The sequence below is a fragment of the Ruegeria sp. BHSC043 genome, assembly GCF_059612985.1.
The window spans coordinates 232,972-252,628 of the sequence record NZ_JBXWRS010000001.1; the positions used below are offsets into that span (position 1 = coordinate 232,972).

A 19,657-nucleotide genomic window follows, 5' to 3' on the forward strand; every position below is an offset into this window, starting at 1 on the left:
AACCCCGAAAGCCTCCCGCCATAGCGCGGGGGCTTTTTTTGCGACTTGCGGGCGGCGTGCTGATCTGAAACCCTGCAGCCATGCCGATGATTGCGGTTCAAACCCAGTTCGGATGCCTCGGGATCGAGGAAGAAGGCGGCGCCATCACTCGGCTGGTCTGGGGCGGCCAAACGGAGGGCGATACGACTCCGCTGCTTGCCGAAGCCGCCTCGCAGGTGATGGCCTACGCCGAAGGCAGCCTGCGCCGCTTCGACCTGCCGCTGCACGTCAACGGGTCAAAGTTTCAGCGTGCGGTCTGTGCGGAGATGTCGGTGATTCCTTTCGGTGAAACCCGCACCTATGGCGACATTGCGCGCGAACTGGGGCACCCCGCACAGGCCGTAGGACAGGCCTGCGGAGCCAATCCGATTCCGGTGATTATCCCCTGCCACCGGGTGTTGGCTGCGAACGGGCTGGGCGGGTTTTCCGGCCAGGGCGGAATCGAGAGCAAGGTGGCCCTGTTGCGCCACGAAGGCGCCGCGAGCCTGCTGATCTGATCACCGGAATCCAGTTGCAATCCCCCGCAAAGCGTCCCAACCTGAGATGGAATTCGACAGCGAAGGACCGCATTGCATGACCGCTCAGACAGACCCGGCTGCCCGCAAGAAAGCCATCATCGACCGCCTGATGGCCCTGGAAGCCCAGGAGCTTGAAGTCGCGCAGGCCCATCACGAGGCCTTTTTGAAAGAGTCGCAGCTGGACGATCGCGAGGTGCATGACAAGGACGACATCGCCGCCTCGCGCGAGAGCGCCGATCTGGCGGCGGCTTTCGACGGGCCGGTGCATGCACATCATGCCAAGATCGACGTGATCGAAAACACCGATTTCGGTCCGAAACAGACGGTCGAGCCGGGCGCGGTGGTCAAGCTGAATGACCGGCATTTCGTCGTCTGCGTCTCGACCACGCGATTCGACGTTGACGGAGACACCTATATGGGGATTTCACCCCAAAGCCCGATTTACCTGGCGATGGCCGGTTTGCAGAAGGGCGACGTGTTCACCCACAACGGAACCGAATTCGAGATCCAGGAAATCCTGTGAGCTTCGGCCTCGCCCTGCGCGGCGGGGTCATCCGGTCCTTTGCGGGATCAGTTGCTGGGCAATACCAGCAAACACCAGATACAGGCTGGTGACGACAAGGCCCCAATGCGCCCAGCTTTGCGGGTGGAAATCGACCCAGGCGGCCCATCCGGCGAAAAACGTCCAGGCGAAGGCCATGGGCAGGGAAAGGTTGCGCCAGCGTTCCGTACGCACGGGGTGGATGAATTTCAGCGGCAGGAACATTGCCACGGCCAGCAGCGCCACAAGGATCAGGCTGAACCAGAAATCGGGTTTCAGCGCGAAGATCACCACCACGACCATGTTCCAGCAACCCGGGAAGCCGGAAAAGGAATTGTCCTTGGTTTTCATCCGCGTGTCGGCGAAATACATCGCGCTAGCGAAGGTGATGACGATAATTGCGAACCAGCCGGTCCAACCGTCCATCAGGCCGGATTTGAACAGCGCATAGGCCGGAATGAACACGTAGGTCAGATAATCGATGATCAGGTCCAGCAGCACCCCGTCGAACTCGGGCGCGTTTTTCTTGACGTGGTAGTGCCGCGCCAGGGGTCCGTCGATTCCGTCGACAATGAAAGACACCACCAGCCAAAGGAACATCAGGCTCCATTTTTCCTCGACCGCTGCCAGCATGGCCAGCATGGCAAAAACGGCACCAGTCGCGGTGAACAAATGGACGGCTAAGGCTTTGAATCTGAGTGTCATGGCCCGTGTCATGTACGATGCGCGCCCGAGATGCAAAGCAAAATCCCACCCCTAAGGGTCTATGCAGGCGGTCGTGGCGATTCCGTTGCGTTCAGGCCTTGGGGTGGGTGCGGTTGTAGACCTCCATCAGCCGCGCGGTATCGACGGCGGTATAAGCCTGCGTTGTGGACAGAGACGCGTGTCCCAGCAGTTCCTGAATGGCTCGGAGGTCGCCACCGGCCGACAGAAGGTGCGTGGCAAAGCTGTGGCGCATGGCATGGGGCGTGGCCGTTGCCGGCAGGCCCAACTGCATGCGCGCCTTTGCCATGACGCCTTGGATCGCCCGTGGGTTCAGCGCCTTGCCACGCACACCGCGGAACAGTGGGGCGGTTGCACTTTGCGGGTGCGGGCACAACTCCAGGTACCGATCCACCGCCTGCCGTGCGGCGGGAATGACCGGAACGATTCGCTCCTTGTCGCCCTTGCCGACGATTCTGAGCGTCTCAGGCAGGGGCGCGTCAGCGCCGGTCAGCGAGAGGGCCTCGGAAATGCGCAGTCCGCAGCCATAGAGCAGGGTCACCACGGCCACGTCGCGGGCCGCAACCCAATCCGAACTGGATTGCAACTCGACCGCCTCGATCACGGCGCGGGCGGCGTCTTCGGCTAGGGGGCGCGGCAGCTTTTTGGTGAATTTCGGCGCGCGGGTGGACAGGACGGCGGTGGGCTCGAACCCCTCGCGCTCGGCCAGCCAGCGGTAGAAGCTTTTGACGGCCGACAGCTTGCGCGCCAGGGACCGGGCGCCGACGCCGGTGTCGCGCTGTTGCGCCATCCAGGCCCGCATGTCCGAAACGCTGATCCGTTCCAGCGCGGCCAACCCCTGACGTTCGCTGTGATGCAGGGTCATGAAGGCCAGGAAATCGGTGACATCCCGACGATAGGCGTTGGTGGTGTTTTCCGACCGGCCCGCAAGCGCCGAGAGACTCTCCAGCCACACTTGTAGCGCATCGCGGCAGGCCGGAGAGATCAGGCTCATGACAGCCAGTGGCGCATCGACCGTTCGAACACGCCGGCGAAAAACGCCAGCAGATCGGTGCCCAACTGCGGAGAGAAATGCCGCGAGTCGCGCGCGCCCATCACGATCATGCCCGGCAGGCGGCCCGTACCCAGGTCCAGCAGCATGCAGGCTTCGGATTGAAGTTCGCCGGCCTGATCACCGTGCACCAATCGGTTGGGTTGGTGAATCTCGCGCAGCACGACGTCGCGGGCCGGGCCGCCGCGGTCGTGGCTCAGGTAGCGGTCGATGAAGCCGGGTTCGGCCACCGTTAGAATACCGTCCAGCCTGGCGATTCCCGGATCGTGTTGCGCGGCCGTAGTTTCCAGAACAAGAGTGATCCGGTCGACCCGCAGGATGTCGGCGACGTCGGTGCCCAGTGTGCGCAGGAAATCCTCGAACTCCGCCGGTTCGAGAAGACGCAGGATGGCGCGGTGCACCTGGTTGGTGCCGGCCAGGTTCTCGTAGGCGGCGGCGATGACCGAGCGGTGCGTGTCCTCCAGACGATCCAGCCGCGCCTCGAGCCGCTGCATGGCGATTCCGCGCAGGTCGATGATGTTGTCTCCGCGGGCGCGTTCGTTCGCGGCGACCAGCGCCTGCATCAGGTCCTTGTCGTCCAGCACCGCATCCGGTTTTGCCAGAATCGCTGCGCGGAGGTTGTCCTCGAGTTTGGGGTTGCTGCTCATATCCTGTCCGGTCTTTTTTGTTGGGTGCGTTATAGCACGGGTGCCCGGAAATACCTTGGGAAAAATGCACGTTTAGGTGGATTAGGTGCCGAGTGTGGGAACTTGGCTCCCGCCTGCACGGGCCTGATCGCTGATCAGGCCCGTGCAGTTGGGCCAGGCGCGGCCCCTGGCGGGGGCCGCGCGGTGGTGCTTGGGATTAGCGGGTTACAGGATTTTCTGACCGGTCTTGGCCCAATCCGACAGGAAGGCCTCGAGCCCCTTGTCGGTCAGCGGGTGATCAGCCAGCTTCTTGATCACAGCAGGCGGGGCGGTGATCACGTCGGCGCCGATGCGGGCGCTGTCGGCCACATGGTTCACGCTGCGGATCGAGGCGGCTAGGATTTCGGTTTCGAACCCGTAATTGTCATAGACCTGACGGATGTCGGCGATCAGGTCCATGCCGTCGAGGTTGATGTCGTCCAGACGTCCGATGAAGGGCGAAATGAAGGTCGCGCCCGCCTTGGCCGCCAGAATCGCTTGGTTGACCGAGAAGCACAGGGTGACGTTAACCATCTGGCCCTCGTCGCTGAGCGTCTTGCAGGTTTTCAAACCGGCCCAGGTCAGCGGCACCTTGACGGCGATGTTCGGTGCGATCTGCGCCAGCTTGCGGCCTTCGGCGATCATGTCATCGGCCTCGGTGGCGACGACTTCGGCGGAAACCGGGCCATCGACCAGGTCGCAGATTTCCTTGGTCACTTCCAGAATGTCGCGACCCGATTTCAGTATCAGCGAGGGGTTGGTGGTGACACCGTCCACCATGCCCAGGTCGTTCAACTCGGCGATGGCGTCGATTTCGGCTGTGTCTACGAAGAATTTCATCGGGGCAGTCCTTTGATGGGTTGGCCTTGCTCGCGGATGCCTTTACCTCAAAGAGACCCGTGCTGAAACCCCTGCTGAAGAAAGGCGCGCATTGAGCGAACCGGTGCAATTCGACCAAGGTGAGCTGGTGGCGGTTCTGACGACCCAGCCTCTGGACCGGACGTTGGATTACAAGGCGCCCGAGGGGGGGTGTTTCCTGGGCGCCTTCGTCGAGGTGCCGCTGGGTCCGCGCAAGGTGTTGGGCGTGGTCTGGGGGGCCGGGCGCGGTGATTTCGATCGCAGCAAGATCCGCTCGGTCATCCGGGTGCTGGACGTGGCGCCCATGCGCCAAGAGATGCGCCTGTTCCTGCAGCGTGCGGCAGACTACACGCTGACGCCGATGCCGGCCATGCTGCGGCTGGCCACCCGCGCGCCCGGGCTGGGCGACCCGCTGTCGATGCGCAAGATCTATCGGCTGGGCAGCGGCACACCCGACCGCATGACCGACGCCCGCGCCCGGGTGCTGGAGGTGCTGCGTGATTATGGCGGCCTGGCCTTTACTCTGAAAGAACTGGCCGAGATGGCCGGGGTCACTTCGTCGGTCGTCAAAGGGTTGGTCAAGCAGGGCGCAGTGCGTGAGGAGGACAGCCCCCGCGACCTGCCTTATCCGACGCTGGATCCGGACCGGCCCGGCAAAGCTCTGACCCCCGACCAGACCGCTGCCGCCGACACGTTGCGGGCGGCACTGCGCAGCGGAACTTATGGCACCACGCTGCTGAAGGGCGTGACCGGGTCGGGCAAGACCGAGGTCTACCTTGAAGCGGTGGCCGAAGCGCTGCGCATGGGCCGGCAGGCGCTGGTGCTGCTGCCCGAGATTGCCCTGACCGCCGAGTTTCTGACACGGGTCGAGGAGCGGTTCGGCGCGCGCCCGGCCGAATGGCATTCCGGTGCCACGATGACTGAACGCCGCCGTGTCTGGCGCATGGTCGGGCAGGGCGATGCGCAGATGGTGGTGGGCGCGCGGTCGGCGCTGTTTCTGCCGTTCCGCGATCTGGGCCTGATCGTGGTGGATGAGGAACACGACACCTCGTACAAGCAGGAAGACGGCGTGCATTACAATGCGCGCGACATGGCGGTTCTGCGGGCGGCGATCTGCGGGTCGCGCGTGATCTTGGCCAGCGCGACACCGTCGCTGGAAAGCTGGGCCAATGCCGAGGCCGGCAAGTATGACCGACTGGACCTGACCTCGCGCTTTGGGGCGGCGGTGCTGCCGGACATGAAGACCATCGACATGCGCGCCGAGAAGATGCAGCCGGGCACCTGGATTTCCCCCAGCCTGCGCCAGGCGGTGCAGGCGCGCATCGAGAAGCGCGAACAGTCGCTGCTGTTCATCAACCGCCGGGGATATGCGCCGGTGACGTTGTGCCGGGCCTGCGGCGAACAGATCGCCTGCGACCACTGCGATGCGCGCATGGTCGAACACCGGTTCCTCAAACGTCTGATGTGCCACCAGTGCGGTGAGACCAAGCCCATGCCCGAGGCCTGCCCCGCCTGCGGGGTCGAGGGCAAGCTGGCCCCGGTCGGCCCCGGCATCGAACGTCTGGCCGAAGAGGCCGAGGCGACCTTTCCCGACGCCCGCATCGCCATGCTCAGTTCCGACCTGTTCGGTTCGGCCCGGGCGCTGAAGGCCAAGATCGAAGAGATCGCCGAGGGCGACGCCGATATCGTCATCGGTACGCAGCTGGTGGCCAAGGGGCACAATTTCCCGAACCTGACGCTGGTCGGGGTGATCGACTCGGATCTGGGCCTGCACGGGTCCGACCTGCGCGCAGCCGAGCGGACCTTTCAACTGATGCGGCAGGTGGCCGGCCGGGCCGGGCGGGCCGACAAGCCGGGGACGGCGCTGCTGCAGACCTTTCAGCCCGAACACCCGGTGATCCGCGCGATCCTGTCAGGGGACGAGGAAGGATTCTGGCGGGCCGAGGCCGCCGGGCGGCAGGCGGCCGGGGTGCCGCCCTATGGCCGGATGGCGGGAATCGTGCTGTCCGGCCCCGAGGTCGGGCCCGTCTTTGACATCGGCAACATATTGGCGCGCAATGACGCGCCGCTGCGGCAGATCGGGGCACAGGTATTTGGGCCGGCCCCGGCGCCGATTGCCCGCATCCGCGGGCGGCACCGGGTAAGGCTGCTGGTCAAGGCGCCCAAGGGGGCGCCGATCCAGGACGCCATCGCCCGCTGGATCGCACCGCTGCGCCTGAAGGGCGACATCCGCCTGACCGTCGATATCGACCCGCAGAGCTTCTACTGACCCTGCATCAGCGCAGACCCGATGTGCACGGGGGATTTCCTCTCGCCAGCCGGGCGGATTGGGCGTAGAGAACTCTCATGCTGAAACCGATGCCCCTGTCCCAGGCCCAGAGCCTGCCGTTCTGGCGCCGCCCCGTCACTTTGCTGTTCGTGATGGCGCTGACCATGCCAATTGCGTTCAATGCATGGAGCGCACTGCTGAACAACTTCGTGATCGAAGTCGCGGATTTCGACGGGGCAGACATCGGCCTGCTGCACACAGTACGCGAAATCCCGGGCTTTCTGGCCGTTGGCGTGATCGCGGTGATCCTTTTCGTGCGCGAACAGGTGCTGGCCATGATTTCGCTGATGCTGCTGGGCGTGGCCACGGCGGTGACGGCCTGGTTTCCCAGCCTCGGCGGGCTGCTGTTTGTGACCCTGTTCAGCTCGATCGGGTTTCACTACTACGAAACGGTCAATCAATCGCTTCAGCTGCAATGGCTGCCCAAGGACCGCGCCCCGCAGGTGCTGGGGTGGCTGGTGGCGATGGGATCGGCCGCGACGCTTGTGGTCTATGGGCTGATCGTGCTGACCTGGGATCGGTTCGATCTGTCCTACAACACGGTCTTTATGGCGGCTGGTGGTTTGACCGCGGTGCTGGCGCTGTTCTGCGTGATCGCCTATCCGCAATTCGATGCGCCGACACCGCAGACCAAGAAAATCGTGCTGCGCCGCCGCTACTGGCTGTATTATGCGCTGCAGTTCATGGCGGGCGCGCGGCGGCAGATCTTCGTCGTGTTCGCGGGGTTCATGATGGTCGAACGCTTTGGCTTCGAAGTGCATCACCTGACCAGCCTGTACCTCATCAACCTGATCATCAACATGGCCGCCGCCCCTCTGCTGGGCAAGGCCGTTGCGGTGTTTGGCGAGCGGCGCACGCTGATCTTCGAATATCTGGGCCTTGCCATCGTGTTTGCGGCCTATGGCGGCATCTACTGGTTCGGCTGGGGCGTGCTGCTGGCGGCCATTCTTTATGTCATCGATCATGTGCTGTTCGCGCTGGCTTTGGCACTCAAGACCTATTTCCAAAAAATCGCCGACCCGGCCGATATTGCACCCACCGCGGCGGTGGCCTTTACCATCAACCACATCGCGGCGGTGTTCCTGCCGGCACTGCTGGGGCTGTTGTGGGTCGTGTCGCCCGGGGCGGTGTTCGGTCTGGCGGCGGGCATGGCGCTGATCTCTTTGGCGCTGTCGCTGCTGATCCCGCGCCATCCCGAGCCGGGGAACGAGACCGTCTTTTCGAAATACGCCCCCGCACCGGCCGAATGACGCGCGGGACGCTTGACCTTGGCGGCTGACGGCCCTAGGCGCAAAGGCGGTTTCTGCAGGAGGTTCCCATGCCTACATTCACCGCCTTGACTACCCTGACAGGCAAAGCCGCGGCCGAAAGCCTGGGCGAAGCGATGGAGCGTCTGGATCCAGAACCCACCGGCGTGGGCGTCTTCGAGGTCGAGGACGGCTCGGGCCTGTGGGAGGTCGGCGGCTATTTCACCGAAAGCCCCGACGAGGCCGCCCTGGCCCTGCTGGCGGCGGCCTTCGAGGCCAAGCCCTTCGTGGTGTCGGAACTGCCGGAAACCGACTGGGTCGCCCATGTCCGGCGCGAGCTGGCCCCGGTCGAGGCCGGGCGGTTTTTCGTCTATGGCAGCCACGATGCCGACAAGCTGCCCGAGGGACGCATCCCGCTGCTGATCGAGGCGGCGATGGCCTTCGGCACCGGGCACCACGGAACGACGCTGGGATGTCTGATGGCGCTGGACAAGCTGATTGAGAATGGGTTCGAGGCCAGCAAGGTCGCCGATATCGGCTGCGGTACGGCGGTTTTGGCGATGGCGGCGGCGCGGGTCTGGTCGGGCGAGATTCTGGCCAGCGACATCGACGAGGTTGCCGTAGAAGTGGCCGAGGCCAACTTGAAGGCCAACGGCATGGCCGGGGCCGTCCGTTGTGTCGAGGCCGCCGGATTTGACCATCCCGACCTCCAAGCGGCGGCGCCTTACGATCTGATTTTTGCCAACATTCTGAAGGGTCCGCTGGTAGCCCTTGCGCCGGAAATCGCGCAGAATCTGCGCGGAGGCGGACATGCGATCCTGTCGGGAATCCTCAACGAGCAGGCCGACGAAGTGGAATCGGTTTATACACGAAACGGGTTCAATACGATGGATCGATCAATGATTGGTGAGTGGACGACGCTAGTCTTAACCAAACAGGGCTCAAATTAGACCATTTGCAGGAGTTTTGTGGATTTTTGCCACGGTTTTGACGCATTCTCCTTCTACCGTCATCCAATGAATTTGGGGGGCGGTTTTTGGAGGCTGCCATGACAGGAAAACAACTTGAATTCGATCAGCGCGTTCATCGGCTGACAAAGAAACACAACAAGATGAGCCGCGGCTATCGCGCGACCATGCGCAAAGATGGTTTGGTCGTCATGAAACCCCAACGGGTGCGCTCGGCCGTTCCGCTGAAGGTTCTTGTTATGTGTCTGGTCGGGGTGTTTGCATTCAAGGCTTTCCTGTTGTCCAGCCTGGGACCGTCCGGGTACCAAACCCGGCTCGACGTGCTGAACGGCGGGACAGCGATCGAACAGGCCGGTGCATGGGTCATGCAGATCGATCCGGTGACACAATTCATGTCCGATCAATTCAAGGCGATCATCTACAAGCTGTCTTGAACGCAAACACCGCGCACCTTCCGGTCCGCGGTGTTCGTTTTTTGCCCCCGCCTCTGAACCGATGGCTGGAGTGAGCAAGTGAGTGGTGGTGGCTGTCGTTCAGCGGCGGCCTTCGGCGACTGCGTCGATGTCGCCCCGGCACAGGCCGATGTCTTCCAATTCACGATCGCTCAGGCCGTTCAGCGCCTTGCGGGTGATGCGGGCATCATTCCATTCGATAACGGCGTTCACGATCGAGGCCAGAAAAGCGCCGATACGGCCTGCAAAGCCGATCGAGCCAATTGCGGCGCGGGTGGGTTCCAGTGCAGCCATATCCTGCTTCCTTCTGGTTGGTGCTTCATTCCAAATGCTGCGCGGCAGCTAATGACGAAGGTGCGCCCGAGCAAGGCACAAAATTGCATGTGTCCCATGCAGATTTTGCAAGGGTCCCGATACCTGAAAAAGCCATGAAAAAAAGGTGAAAAATGACCCCCGAGCCATGTCGATTTCAGACCTTTCGGCGTCGGATTCAGGCCGCCGTGTCGCAGGTGGAGCATAGGTGTCGTTTTTGGGTGTGGTGTCAATTCGCTTGGAAAATGTTCACGCTTCGTGCTAATCGATGAAAAAGATCACGAAAACCCGAGCAGGCCGAGGCACAACATGCGAATTCTGGGCATCGATCCGGGGCTGCGCACCCTGGGATGGGGCGTCATCGAATCACATGGCAGCCGGCTGAGCCACGTTGCCAACGGCCTGTGCAAATCCGACGGGGATGATCTGGGCGAGCGGCTTTTGTCGCTGCACAACCAGATCGTCGAGGTGATCGCCGAGCATCAACCCGACCAGGCAGCGATCGAACAGACCTTCGTCAACAAGGACGGCGCCGGGACGCTGAAGCTGGGTCAGGCGCGCGGAGTGGCGTTGCTGACCTTGGCGCAGGCCGGGTTGCCGGTGGGCGAATATGCGCCCAACCGGGTCAAGAAAACCGTGGTGGGCGTAGGGCACGCCGAGAAGGAGCAGATTCTGCACATGGTCAAACTTCAGTTGCCGGGATGCCAGCCCAAGGGGGCCGATGCGGCGGACGCGCTGGCGATCGCGATCTGCCATGCGTTCTACGGGGCGACGCCGCAGGCCCGCATCAAACAGGTGGTCTCATGATCGGCAAGCTGACAGGACGCATCGACTACCGCGCGGCGGATCACCTTCTGATCGACGTGCGCGGGGTCGGCTACATCGTCTATTGCTCGGACCGCACCATGGCGGCCCTGCCCGGGGTGGGCGAGGCGGTCTCGCTGTACACCGATCTGGTGGTGCGCGAGGACCTGATGCAGCTTTACGGCTTTCTGTCACTGGTCGAGAAAGAGTGGCACCGGCTGCTCTGCTCGGTTCAGGGGGTGGGGGCCAAGGTGTCGCTGGCCATTCTGGGGGCGCTGGGGCCGGACGGGGTCAGCCGGGCCATCGCGCTAGGCGATTGGGGCGCGGTAAAGGCGGCCAAGGGTGTCGGGCCTAAGACCGCGCAGCGCATCGTGCTGGACCTGAAAGACAAGGCGCCCGGCGTCATGGCGATGGGCGGCACGGTGACCGAGGCAATGGACGGCCCCGTGGCCGAGGTGGTTGAACCCGCAGACCCGGCGCCGGCCCCCGTGCGGTCCCCGAAACCCGGCGCGGGTGCGGCGTCGGCGGGTGCTTTGTCGGCGCTGTCGAACCTGGGGTATGGCCCGTCCGAGGCAGCCTCTGCCGTGGCTGAGGCCGCCGCCAACCTGCCCGATGTCGGCGAGGCCGAATTGATCCGCGCGGCGTTGAAACTGCTGGCTCCGAAAGGCTGAATGAATGGTTGATGCCGACCCGACCCTGCGCCCGCAGCCTCTGCCCGAGGACAACGACCGCGCCTTGCGCCCGCAGGGGCTGGACGAATTCATCGGCCAGGCCGAGGCGCGGGCCAATCTGCGCATCTTCATCCAGTCGGCCCGCCAGCGGAACGAGGCGATGGACCACACGCTGTTCCACGGCCCTCCGGGCTTGGGCAAGACGACGCTGGCGCAGATCATGGCGCGCGAACTTGGGGTGAACTTCCGCATGACCTCGGGGCCGGTTCTGGCCAAGGCCGGGGATCTTGCGGCGATCCTGACCAATCTCGAAGAGCGCGACGTGCTGTTCATCGACGAGATTCACCGCCTGAATCCGGCGGTGGAAGAGGTGTTGTACCCGGCGATGGAGGATTTCGAGCTGGATCTGGTGATCGGCGAGGGCCCCGCGGCCCGCACCGTGCGGATCGAGCTGCAGCCCTTTACCCTGGTCGGGGCGACCACGCGGATGGGCCTGCTGACCACCCCGCTGCGCGACCGGTTCGGTATTCCCACCCGGCTGCAATTCTACACCGTGGACGAGCTGCACGAGATCGTCACCCGCAACGCCCGCAAGCTGGGCGCGCCGGCCGATGACGACGGAGCCCGCGAGATCGCGCGCCGGTCGCGGGGCACCCCCCGTATCGCCGGACGGCTGCTGCGGCGGGTCGTGGATTTCGCCATTGTCGAAGGCGACGGACGCATCACGCGCGAGCTGGCCGATGGCGCGCTGACGCGGCTGGGCGTCGACAATCTGGGTCTGGACGGGGCCGACCGCCGCTATCTGAAACTGATCGCCGAGAATTATGGCGGTGGCCCGGTGGGGATCGAGACCTTGTCGGCCGCCCTTTCCGAAAGCCGCGACTCGCTCGAGGAAGTGATCGAGCCCTATCTTTTGCAACAGGGCTTGATCCAGCGCACGCCGCGCGGCCGGATGCTGGCACAGAAGGCCTGGACGCATCTGGGCATGGCCGCGCCTAAGGGGCAGAGCGACCTGTTTGGTTGAAGCCGCCGGCCTCAGACTTTAAGGCTGGGGCGAGAGAATTTTCAAAAGACGAAGGGCAGGGCGTGACACCCGAAGAGATCCAGGCGCTGTTTACCCGATCCGATGGCGCGTTCCTGTTTGCGCGCTGGGGCCGTCCGATCGTGCCTGTCGTGTTCGGGGTCGAGGATGAAACCCTGGCCACGGTCAAAGGCGCGTTCGAGGCGGTGGTTGCGCTGGCCGATCACAAGATGGCCGAGACCGACCCCGAACTGGGTGCCAACTGCATGGTGTTCTTCTTTCGCGAGTGGAGCGAGTTGCCCGAGGTTCCAGACCTGGATCGTCTGATACCCGATCTTGTCTCGCTGGTTGCGCGGCTGGAGGGCGCCGGGGCGAACCAGTACCGGATTTTCCGCTTCGACGAAGACGGTGCGATCCGAGCGGCTTTCGTCTTTCTACGGATGGATCGCGAGTTGTCGAAGGTGCCGGCTGAAACCCTGGCCCTTTCGCAGGTCGTTCAGACCATTTTGCTGTGGTCCGACACGGCGTTCCGCGACCGCTCGCCCCTGGCCGTGGCGGGCGAGACGACGATCCTTCGGCCCGACATTGCCGGGCTGATCCGCGCCGCCTATGATCCGGTTCTGCCGGCGGTGGCGCAGGACCCTTCGCACGCGCTGCGCCTGTTTGCCCGGATGGAGCGTCCGCAATGAAACACGTCTTTCCCATTCGCGTCTATTACGAGGACACCGACATGGGAGGCGTCGTCTATCACGCCAACTACCTGCGCTATATCGAGCGCGCCCGGTCGGATTGGGTCCGGAATCTGGGCAATGACCAGAACGCAATGCGTGAGGCGGGTGTCGTCTGGGTCGTGCGGCGCGTCGAGGCCGACTATCTTGCCTCGGCCAGGTTCGACGACGAGTTGATCGTCGAGACCGAGGTCGTCGCGATCTCGGGCGTGCGTCTGACCATGGCACAGCTGATCCATCGGGGTGACACCGAGATCTTCCGCGCCACCGTCACCGCCGTCTGCATCAACAAGGACGGCAAGCCGATCCGGTTGCCGGCAGAGATTCGCGCATTGATGTAACAATTTGCTAAGGCCCGGCGGTTCTGATGGCATTTTGCACGCAACTGCGCTAGCGTTCGGCAAAACAAGGCCAAACAACGGCCGCCAGGCAAAAACAAAGAGCAGGTTCATGGAAGCTGAAACGCTGGCGCTTGCGCAGGAGATCGATTTCTCCATGTGGGGGCTGTTTGCCCGCGCGACATTCATCGTCAAGGTCGTGATGCTGATGCTGGTCGTCGCATCCTTCTGGTCGTGGTCGATCATCATTCAACGGCTGATCAACTATCGCGCGGCCCGGCGCGAGGCGGAGGCATTCGATCAGGCCTTCTGGTCGGGCAATCCGCTGGACGAATTGTTCGAGCAGATCGGACCGCAGCCCGATGGCGCATCGGAAAAGATCTTCGCGGCCGGGATGATCGAATGGCGCAGGTCGCATCGCAACGACGGCGGGCTGATCGCGGGGGCCACGGCCCGTATCGACCGGTCGATGGACGTGGCCATCGCGAAAGAGGCCGAAAAGCTGAACAAGGGCCTGCCGATCCTGGCCACGGTGGGGTCCACCGCGCCCTTCATCGGGCTGTTCGGCACGGTCTGGGGCATCATGAACGCCTTCATCGAAATCGCCGAGCAGCAGAACACCAATCTGGCCGTCGTGGCGCCGGGCATCGCCGAGGCGCTGTTGGCCACCGGTTTGGGCCTGCTGGCGGCGATTCCGGCAGTGATCTTCTACAACAAGCTGAGCGCGGACAGCGACCACATCGTCGGCGGATACGAGGCATTCGCCGACGAATTCGCGACCATCCTGTCACGCCAGTTGGACAGCTGACATGCGCGCGGCGATGCAGCAATCGTCGGGCGGCAACGGGCGTCGCCGCGGACGCCGCCGCGGCCGTGCCCAGCCGATGGCGGAGATCAACGTCACCCCCTTCGTGGACGTGATGCTGGTGCTGCTGATCATCTTCATGGTTGCCGCCCCGCTGATGACGGTGGGTGTTCCGGTCGACCTGCCCAAGACGGCGGCAAGCGCCTTGCCCGGCGACAACGAGGAACCGCTGACCGTGACCATGACGGCGGATGGGCGGGTGCAGATTCAGACCACGGACGTCGCGCGTGACGAACTGGTCGGCAAATTGCGCGCCATCGCGGCCGAGCGAAGCAGCGACCGCGTGTTCCTGCGGGCCGACGGCGCGATCCCCTATGCGCAGGTCATGCAGGTCATGGGCGCGTTGAACGCGGGAGGCTTTTCCAATGTGGGCCTGGTCACCGACACCGGCGGACCGTCGCTGGACGAAGGCCAAGAGTGAGGCCGCGCGGTGGATACCGGCACCAAGATTTCGGCGATTGCCCACGTCACCCTGATCGGCTGGGCCTTGTTCGGCGGCACCTTCCGCTCCGAGCCCCTGCCGATGGCCGTACAGGAGGTGTCGGTGATCTCGGCCGAGCAATTCGCGGCGCTGACTGCACAGCGGGAGGCTCCGGCGGTGGCGGTGGCGCCTGGTGGGCTTGAAACTCCGGACGCAGAACCCCCGGCGCCTCAGCTCCCTGAGCCGGTTGATGAGGAACCACCGCGACCCGAAACCGTGACTCCGCCGGAACCAGACCCCGAGCCTCAGCCCGTCCCCGTCGAGGCACCGCCCGAGCCGGAAATCATCGAACAGCCCCCGGTTCTGGCGGAGCCCGAACCCGAGGTGGCCGTTTTGCCCGCCTTGCCCGAGTCTCAGCCGCGCCCCGCCGACAAGATCGCGCCGGAACCCATCGCGCCGCCACCGCCGGATGCCAAGCCCGATGACATCGAAACACCGGCCGTTTCATTGGATGAGGGCGCCGAGACCCAGCAAGAACAACAGGATCAGACCGCCCCTGAAGAGGCGACCGACCAGATCGTGACCGAAGCGGAACAAGGCAAGGACCTGTCGCCCCAACGTTCGCCGCGCCCGCGGGTACGGCCCAGCCGGCCGCAACCAACCGCTCAGGCCGAGGTGGCCGAGACCAATACACCATCCGAGCCGGCCCCGCAGGATCAGGCCGCCATCAACGATGCCCTGGCCGAGGCGCTGGGTGCCGCCGAGGAACCGGCCGGCCCGCCCCTGACAAGCGGCGAGAAAGACGCGATGCGTCTGGCCGTTTCGCGGTGCTGGAACGTGGGGTCCCTGTCGACCGACGCCCTGCAAACCGTCGTCGTGGTCGGCTTTTCGCTGAACCGCGACGGCACGATCGTTGCGGGCAGCCTGCGGATGCTGGACAGCTCGGGCGGGTCGGCGGGCGCCGCGAAACAGGCATACGAGGCCGCCCGACGCGCGATTTTGCGCTGTGGTGCCAAAGGATACGACCTTCCTGCTGACAAATACGCGCATTGGAAGGATATTGAGATCACCTTCAATCCCGAGAGGATGCGGATCAAATGATGAAACTACTGACCAGCCTCCTTGTCGGCCTGACCTTGCTGTCGGCCCCGGCGTCTGCCCAGACAGGGCCGCTGAGGCTGGAGCTGGATCAAGGCATCATCGAACCGATGCCCTTCGCTGTGCCGAACTTCGTGCCCGATACCCCGGCCGCCACGCAATATGCCACCGACATCAGCCGCGTGGTCGCCACCGATCTGACCGGCACCGGCCTGTTCCGCGAAATCGCGCCCGAGGCCTTCATCAGCCAGGTCAGCAGTTTCGAGGCCCCGATCCAGTTCGCTGACTGGAAGGCGATCAACGCCGACGCGCTGGTGACCGGCGCGGTGAACCTCTCGGGCAATACCCTGACGGTGCGGTTCCGGGTGTGGGACGTGTTTTCGGGGCAGGAACTGGGCAACGGGTTGCAGTTTTCGGGCCCGATCGATGGATGGCGGCGGATGGCGCACAAGGTGGCCGATCAGGTCTATAGCCGCATCACGGGCGAGGGTGGCTATTTCGACAGCCGCGTCGCCTATGTGTCGGAAAGCGGCCCCAAGGATCAGCGGCGCAAACGGTTGGCCATCATGGACTACGACGGCGCCAATGTGCAGTACCTGACCGACAGTGCCGCCATCGTTCTGGCGCCGCGCTTTTCACCGGCGGGCGACCGGCTGCTGTACACCAGCTATGAAAGCGGCCGCCCGCGCATCTATCTGCTGGATGTGGGCCGGGTGAAAAAGCAGGAGCTGAAAACGCAGGACGGCACCATGAGCTTTTCGCCGCGGTTCTCGCCCGACGGTCGCTCGATCGTCTATTCGCTGACCCAGGGCGGCAATACCGACCTGTGGAAGATGGATCTGGCCTCGGGGCAGAGCGTACGCCTGACCAATACGCCTGCCATCGAAACCGCGCCAAGCTATTCGCCGGACGGTTCGCGGATCGTCTTTGAAAGTGATCGGTCGGGCCAGCCTCAGTTGTATGTGATGCCCGCCAATGGCGGCGAGGCGACCCGCATAAGCTTTGGCCAGGGCCGCTATGGCACACCGGTCTGGTCGCCGCGGGGCGATCTGATTGCCTTCACCAAGCAGAACAAGGGCCGCTTCCACATCGGCGTGATGCGCGTGGACGGCAGCGAAGAGCGTCTGCTGACCGCCTCGTTCCTGGATGAAGGTCCGACCTGGTCGCCCAATGGCAGGGTCATCATGTTCACCCGCGAAACACAGGGGGCCAGCGGGCGGTCTACGCTGTATTCGGTCGACATCTCGGGGCGCAACCTACGCCCGGTCCGCACACCGGACGGGGGCAGCGATCCGTCATGGGGGCCGTTGTTGAAATGAACTGATTGTCAATGATGCCGACGTTCACAAGGTACCTTGGCTGTGATAGACAGGCGTCAAACAACAAAATGGAACCAGAGGCGATTGAAATGAACGTATTGAGCAAGATCGCGGCACTGGGCGCGCTGGCGCTGGTGACCGCCTGTACCAACAATGATCCGTCGGCCCTGGGCGGGGCAGGTGGGGCCGGGACGCTGGTGCCGGGATCGGCCAGTGATCCGCGCTCGCCGGCCTATTTCCAGCAGGCGGTCGGTGACCGGGTTCTGTTCGCGGTCGATCAGTCCACGCTGTCGCCTGAGGCACAGACCATTCTGCAGGGCCAGGCCGACTGGTTGCTGGCCAATACCGACTATACCGCCACCATCGAAGGCCATGCCGACGAACAGGGCACGCGGGAATACAACCTGGCGCTGGGCGCCCGCCGGGCCAATGCCGCGCGCGAGTTTCTGATTTCGCGCGGGGTGGCCGGGAACCGCCTGCAGACCATCAGTTATGGCAAAGAGCGCCCGATCGAGATTTGCAGCACCGAGGAATGCTACTCCAAGAACCGCCGGGCGGTGACGGTGCTGACCGGTTCGACCGCGGGGTGAAGGTATGAAAGTTGCAGGTTTGGTGCTGGCGGCGGCCCTGACCGTCGCCACCGGGGCGCAGGCGCAGGATCAGCAGACCCTGGCGGATATCCGGCAGGAGCTGACCGTGCTGCATGTCGAAATCCAGCGGCTCAAGCGCGAGTTTTCGACCACCGGCGCGCCCGCGCCGAACCTGTCCGGCAGCTCGATCCTGGAACGGGTTGATGCGATTGAGGCCGAATTGCAGCGGCTGACCCGCCAGACCGAGCAGTTGAACCAGCGTATCCAGAACATCGTGAGCGACGGCACCAACCGGATCGGTGATCTCGAGTTTCGGCTTTGCGAGCTGGAGCCGGGCTGTGAGTTCAGCGGCGAGCCGACCGCGCCCCTTGGCGGCGAGGACGCCGCGACGATCGTCACCCCACCGGCGCCGGACATGGCAGAGGGTGCCGGCCAGGTCGAGCTTGCCGTGGGCGAGCAGGCCGATTTCGACGAGGCGGCGCAGGCCCTGGCCGATGGTGATTTCCAGACGGCCGCCGACCTGCTGGCGCAATTCGACGCCAAGTATCCTGGCAGCCCGCTGGCCGCCGAGGCCAATCTGCGCCGCGGTCAGGCGTTGGAAGGGCTGGGGGACACGCGTGAAGCCGCGCGGGCGTTTCTGGCAAGTTTTACCGTCGAATCCGAGGGTCCCGTAGCCCCCGAGGCCCTGTACGAACTGGGCGCTGCGCTGGGCCGTCTGGGACAGGTCGAACAGGCCTGCATAACCTTGGGCGAGGTTTCGGTGCGCTTTCCCGATTCGGGTTTCGTTTCCGCGGCGTCGCAGGAAATGGCGTCGCTGGACTGCTCTTGACCCGCGACACCGAGAGCCTTCTTTCCGGGCTTCGGACGCGGCTGCCCAGCCCCTTGCCGCCTCGGCTGGGAGTCGCGGTTTCGGGCGGCAGCGATTCAACCGCCCTGTTACATTTGCTGGCGCGCGTCGCAGGGGGTGAGGGCATCCGCCTGTTCGCGGCCACGGTGGACCACGGCTTGCGTCCCGAGGCCGGGGATGAAGCGGCCCGGGTGGCTGCGCTGTGCGAACAGATGAATATCCCGCACACGATCCTGGAATGGAGGGATTGGGACGGGTCAGGCAACCTGCAGGATCAGGCCCGGCGGGCGCGGTATCAATTGCTGCGCGGTTGGGCGGCGGAACGGGGCATAGCGGCCATCGCCCTGGGGCACACGGCGGATGATCAGGCTGAAACCGTTCTGATGCGCCTTGCCCGCGCGGCTGGCGTGACCGGCCTGTCGGCCATGCCCATGATGCGGGACATGGGAGGCGTCACCCTGTATCGGCCCTTGCTGTTTGCCACCCGTGCCGATCTGCGCGCCTATCTGGACACGGAAGGGGTCGGCTGGGCAGAGGACCCTTCGAATCAGGACCGTCGGTTCGACCGGATCAAGGCCCGGCAGGCGCTGGCGGGCTTGTCCGAACTGGGGATCACTGCCGAAACTCTGGCGCGCGTCGCTGAAAACATGGGACGGGCAGATCAAGCCATGCAACGATATGCGCGGGAAATGGCCCAGAGCATCGCGACCCAGCACGCGGGTAGTATCCAGTTGGACCGGGCGGGCTTCGCCGCCGCTCCGCCAGAAGTTCAGCGACGGCTGGTCGTGGGGTTCGTGCGTTGGATCGCGGGGGAAGACTACCCTCCGCGTCAGGCCACGGTCGCGCGCGCGATGGCCGCGATTGCGGCAGGGCAAGCCGCTGTGATCGGAGGATGCCAAATCGTTCCGTCCGGGAAATTTGCGTGGATTTGCCGAGAGCTGAACGCCGTGTTCGGGAAGGTTGCCAGGCCGGGCGACCTCTGGGATGGGCGCTGGATTCTGCGCGGGCCGGACACCTACGGCGCCGAGACGCGCGCGCTGGGAGAGGTTGGACTGAGGCAGTTACCGGACTGGCGCGCCGAGGGATTGCCGCGGGTCGTGCTGAGTTCGACGCCCGCGGTCTGGCGGGGCGATCACCTGCTGTCGGCGCCGCTGGCTGGTCTGGCCAATGGCTGGATGGCTGAAATCGTCCCCGCGCGGGCCCAGGTTCAGGCCGCGTTTTTATCGCATTGAACCTGCGCCAATCATCTCTA

The 19,657-nt window shown here is 64.3% G+C and carries 23 protein-coding genes; 18 read left to right on the forward strand and 5 right to left on the reverse strand.

Annotated elements, in window-relative coordinates:
- Nucleotides 1-80: 80 nt before the first annotated feature.
- Both AC2FMM_RS01120 and AC2FMM_RS01125 read left to right on the forward strand, forming a co-directional pair.
- Nucleotides 81-536, forward strand: a complete 456-nt coding sequence (locus AC2FMM_RS01120; RefSeq protein WP_496795563.1) for a methylated-DNA--[protein]-cysteine S-methyltransferase — start codon at nt 81-83, stop codon at nt 534-536.
- Nucleotides 537-612: 76 nt separating this feature from the next.
- Nucleotides 613-1,080 carry a hypothetical protein gene (locus tag AC2FMM_RS01125; protein WP_496681332.1) on the forward strand — a complete coding sequence of 156 codons (468 nt, stop codon included), beginning with the start codon at nt 613-615 and terminating at the stop codon, nt 1,078-1,080.
- Nucleotides 1,081-1,107: 27 nt separating this feature from the next.
- Here AC2FMM_RS01125 and AC2FMM_RS01130 read toward each other — a convergent pair whose 3' ends face one another.
- The 4 genes from AC2FMM_RS01130 to fsa form a co-directional block, all read right to left on the reverse strand.
- Complete coding sequence (locus AC2FMM_RS01130) at nt 1,108-1,803, reverse strand: CDP-alcohol phosphatidyltransferase family protein (protein WP_149775773.1); 696 nt, start codon at nt 1,801-1,803, stop codon at nt 1,108-1,110.
- Between the two features lie 91 nt (nt 1,804-1,894).
- Nucleotides 1,895-2,815 (reverse strand): tyrosine recombinase XerC, encoded by a 921-nt coding sequence (locus AC2FMM_RS01135; RefSeq protein ID WP_496688372.1) that lies wholly within the window; start codon nt 2,813-2,815, stop codon nt 1,895-1,897.
- Nucleotides 2,812-3,519 carry a DUF484 family protein gene (locus AC2FMM_RS01140; RefSeq protein WP_496795564.1) on the reverse strand — a complete coding sequence of 236 codons (708 nt, stop codon included), beginning with the start codon at nt 3,517-3,519 and terminating at the stop codon, nt 2,812-2,814. The genes AC2FMM_RS01135 and AC2FMM_RS01140 overlap by 4 nt, the downstream gene beginning before the upstream one ends.
- A 204-nt stretch (nt 3,520-3,723) precedes the next feature.
- Nucleotides 3,724-4,377, reverse strand: a complete 654-nt coding sequence (gene fsa, locus AC2FMM_RS01145; RefSeq protein ID WP_496711352.1) for a fructose-6-phosphate aldolase — start codon at nt 4,375-4,377, stop codon at nt 3,724-3,726.
- A gap of 103 nt (nt 4,378-4,480) precedes the next feature.
- On the opposite strand from fsa, the gene AC2FMM_RS01150 reads away from it, so the two are divergent.
- From AC2FMM_RS01150 to AC2FMM_RS01165, 4 genes are all read left to right on the forward strand, one after another.
- Complete coding sequence (locus AC2FMM_RS01150) at nt 4,481-6,664, forward strand: primosomal protein N' (protein ID WP_496795565.1); 2,184 nt, start codon at nt 4,481-4,483, stop codon at nt 6,662-6,664.
- Nucleotides 6,665-6,741: 77 nt separating this feature from the next.
- Complete coding sequence (locus AC2FMM_RS01155; RefSeq protein WP_496795566.1) at nt 6,742-7,974, forward strand: MFS transporter; 1,233 nt, start codon at nt 6,742-6,744, stop codon at nt 7,972-7,974.
- 68 nt (nt 7,975-8,042) lie between these two features.
- A complete protein-coding gene (locus tag AC2FMM_RS01160; protein ID WP_496795567.1) occupies nt 8,043-8,921 on the forward strand; it encodes a 50S ribosomal protein L11 methyltransferase in 879 nt (292 codons plus the stop codon).
- A 98-nt stretch (nt 8,922-9,019) separates the two neighbouring features.
- Nucleotides 9,020-9,373, forward strand: a complete 354-nt coding sequence (locus tag AC2FMM_RS01165) for a hypothetical protein (RefSeq protein ID WP_490362348.1) — start codon at nt 9,020-9,022, stop codon at nt 9,371-9,373.
- 99 nt (nt 9,374-9,472) lie between these two features.
- On the opposite strand, the gene AC2FMM_RS01170 is transcribed toward AC2FMM_RS01165, so the two are convergent.
- Nucleotides 9,473-9,685, reverse strand: coding sequence for a DUF1127 domain-containing protein (locus AC2FMM_RS01170; protein WP_496681344.1), 213 nt, complete (start codon nt 9,683-9,685; stop codon nt 9,473-9,475).
- Nucleotides 9,686-10,012: 327 nt separating this feature from the next.
- On the opposite strand from AC2FMM_RS01170, the gene ruvC reads away from it, so the two are divergent.
- The 12 genes from ruvC to tilS all read left to right on the forward strand — a co-directional run bounded on the left by ruvC (nt 10,013) and on the right by tilS (nt 19,637).
- Nucleotides 10,013-10,510 (forward strand): crossover junction endodeoxyribonuclease RuvC, encoded by a 498-nt coding sequence (gene ruvC / locus AC2FMM_RS01175; RefSeq protein WP_496681345.1) that lies wholly within the window; start codon nt 10,013-10,015, stop codon nt 10,508-10,510.
- Nucleotides 10,507-11,178: a Holliday junction branch migration protein RuvA gene (gene ruvA / locus AC2FMM_RS01180; protein WP_496795568.1), complete on the forward strand. Its 672-nt coding sequence runs from the start codon at nt 10,507-10,509 to the stop codon at nt 11,176-11,178. The genes ruvC and ruvA overlap by 4 nt, the downstream gene beginning before the upstream one ends.
- A 4-nt stretch (nt 11,179-11,182) precedes the next feature.
- The gene (gene ruvB / locus AC2FMM_RS01185) at nt 11,183-12,202 is read left to right on the forward strand and encodes a Holliday junction branch migration DNA helicase RuvB (RefSeq protein WP_149775762.1); all 1,020 of its coding nucleotides are present in this window, start codon (nt 11,183-11,185) and stop codon (nt 12,200-12,202) included.
- Nucleotides 12,203-12,264: 62 nt separating this feature from the next.
- Entirely contained in the window at nt 12,265-12,888 is a 624-nt protein-coding gene (locus AC2FMM_RS01190; RefSeq protein WP_496711354.1) for a hypothetical protein, read from the forward strand.
- On the forward strand, nt 12,885-13,268 hold the full coding sequence (ybgC, locus tag AC2FMM_RS01195; RefSeq protein WP_496795569.1) for a tol-pal system-associated acyl-CoA thioesterase: 384 nt from the start codon (nt 12,885-12,887) through the stop codon (nt 13,266-13,268). The genes AC2FMM_RS01190 and ybgC overlap by 4 nt, the downstream gene beginning before the upstream one ends.
- Nucleotides 13,269-13,377: 109 nt before the next feature.
- Nucleotides 13,378-14,073, forward strand: a complete 696-nt coding sequence (gene tolQ, locus AC2FMM_RS01200; RefSeq protein ID WP_496681354.1) for a protein TolQ — start codon at nt 13,378-13,380, stop codon at nt 14,071-14,073.
- A 1-nt stretch (nt 14,074) separates the two neighbouring features.
- The gene (gene tolR, locus AC2FMM_RS01205) at nt 14,075-14,551 is read left to right on the forward strand and encodes a protein TolR (protein WP_496795570.1); all 477 of its coding nucleotides are present in this window, start codon (nt 14,075-14,077) and stop codon (nt 14,549-14,551) included.
- Nucleotides 14,552-14,560: 9 nt separating this feature from the next.
- The gene (gene tolA, locus AC2FMM_RS01210; RefSeq protein ID WP_496743486.1) at nt 14,561-15,652 is read left to right on the forward strand and encodes a cell envelope integrity protein TolA; all 1,092 of its coding nucleotides are present in this window, start codon (nt 14,561-14,563) and stop codon (nt 15,650-15,652) included.
- Nucleotides 15,649-16,968, forward strand: coding sequence for a Tol-Pal system beta propeller repeat protein TolB (gene tolB, locus AC2FMM_RS01215; RefSeq protein ID WP_496681360.1), 1,320 nt, complete (start codon nt 15,649-15,651; stop codon nt 16,966-16,968). The genes tolA and tolB overlap by 4 nt, the downstream gene beginning before the upstream one ends.
- Nucleotides 16,969-17,057: 89 nt before the next feature.
- Nucleotides 17,058-17,558, forward strand: a complete 501-nt coding sequence (gene pal / locus AC2FMM_RS01220; protein WP_496795571.1) for a peptidoglycan-associated lipoprotein Pal — start codon at nt 17,058-17,060, stop codon at nt 17,556-17,558.
- 4 nt (nt 17,559-17,562) lie between these two features.
- Nucleotides 17,563-18,387 carry a tol-pal system protein YbgF gene (ybgF, locus tag AC2FMM_RS01225; RefSeq protein ID WP_496795572.1) on the forward strand — a complete coding sequence of 275 codons (825 nt, stop codon included), beginning with the start codon at nt 17,563-17,565 and terminating at the stop codon, nt 18,385-18,387.
- A complete protein-coding gene (gene tilS, locus AC2FMM_RS01230; protein WP_496795573.1) occupies nt 18,384-19,637 on the forward strand; it encodes a tRNA lysidine(34) synthetase TilS in 1,254 nt (417 codons plus the stop codon). The genes ybgF and tilS overlap by 4 nt, the downstream gene beginning before the upstream one ends.
- The last annotated feature ends 20 nt before the right edge of the window (nt 19,638-19,657 follow it).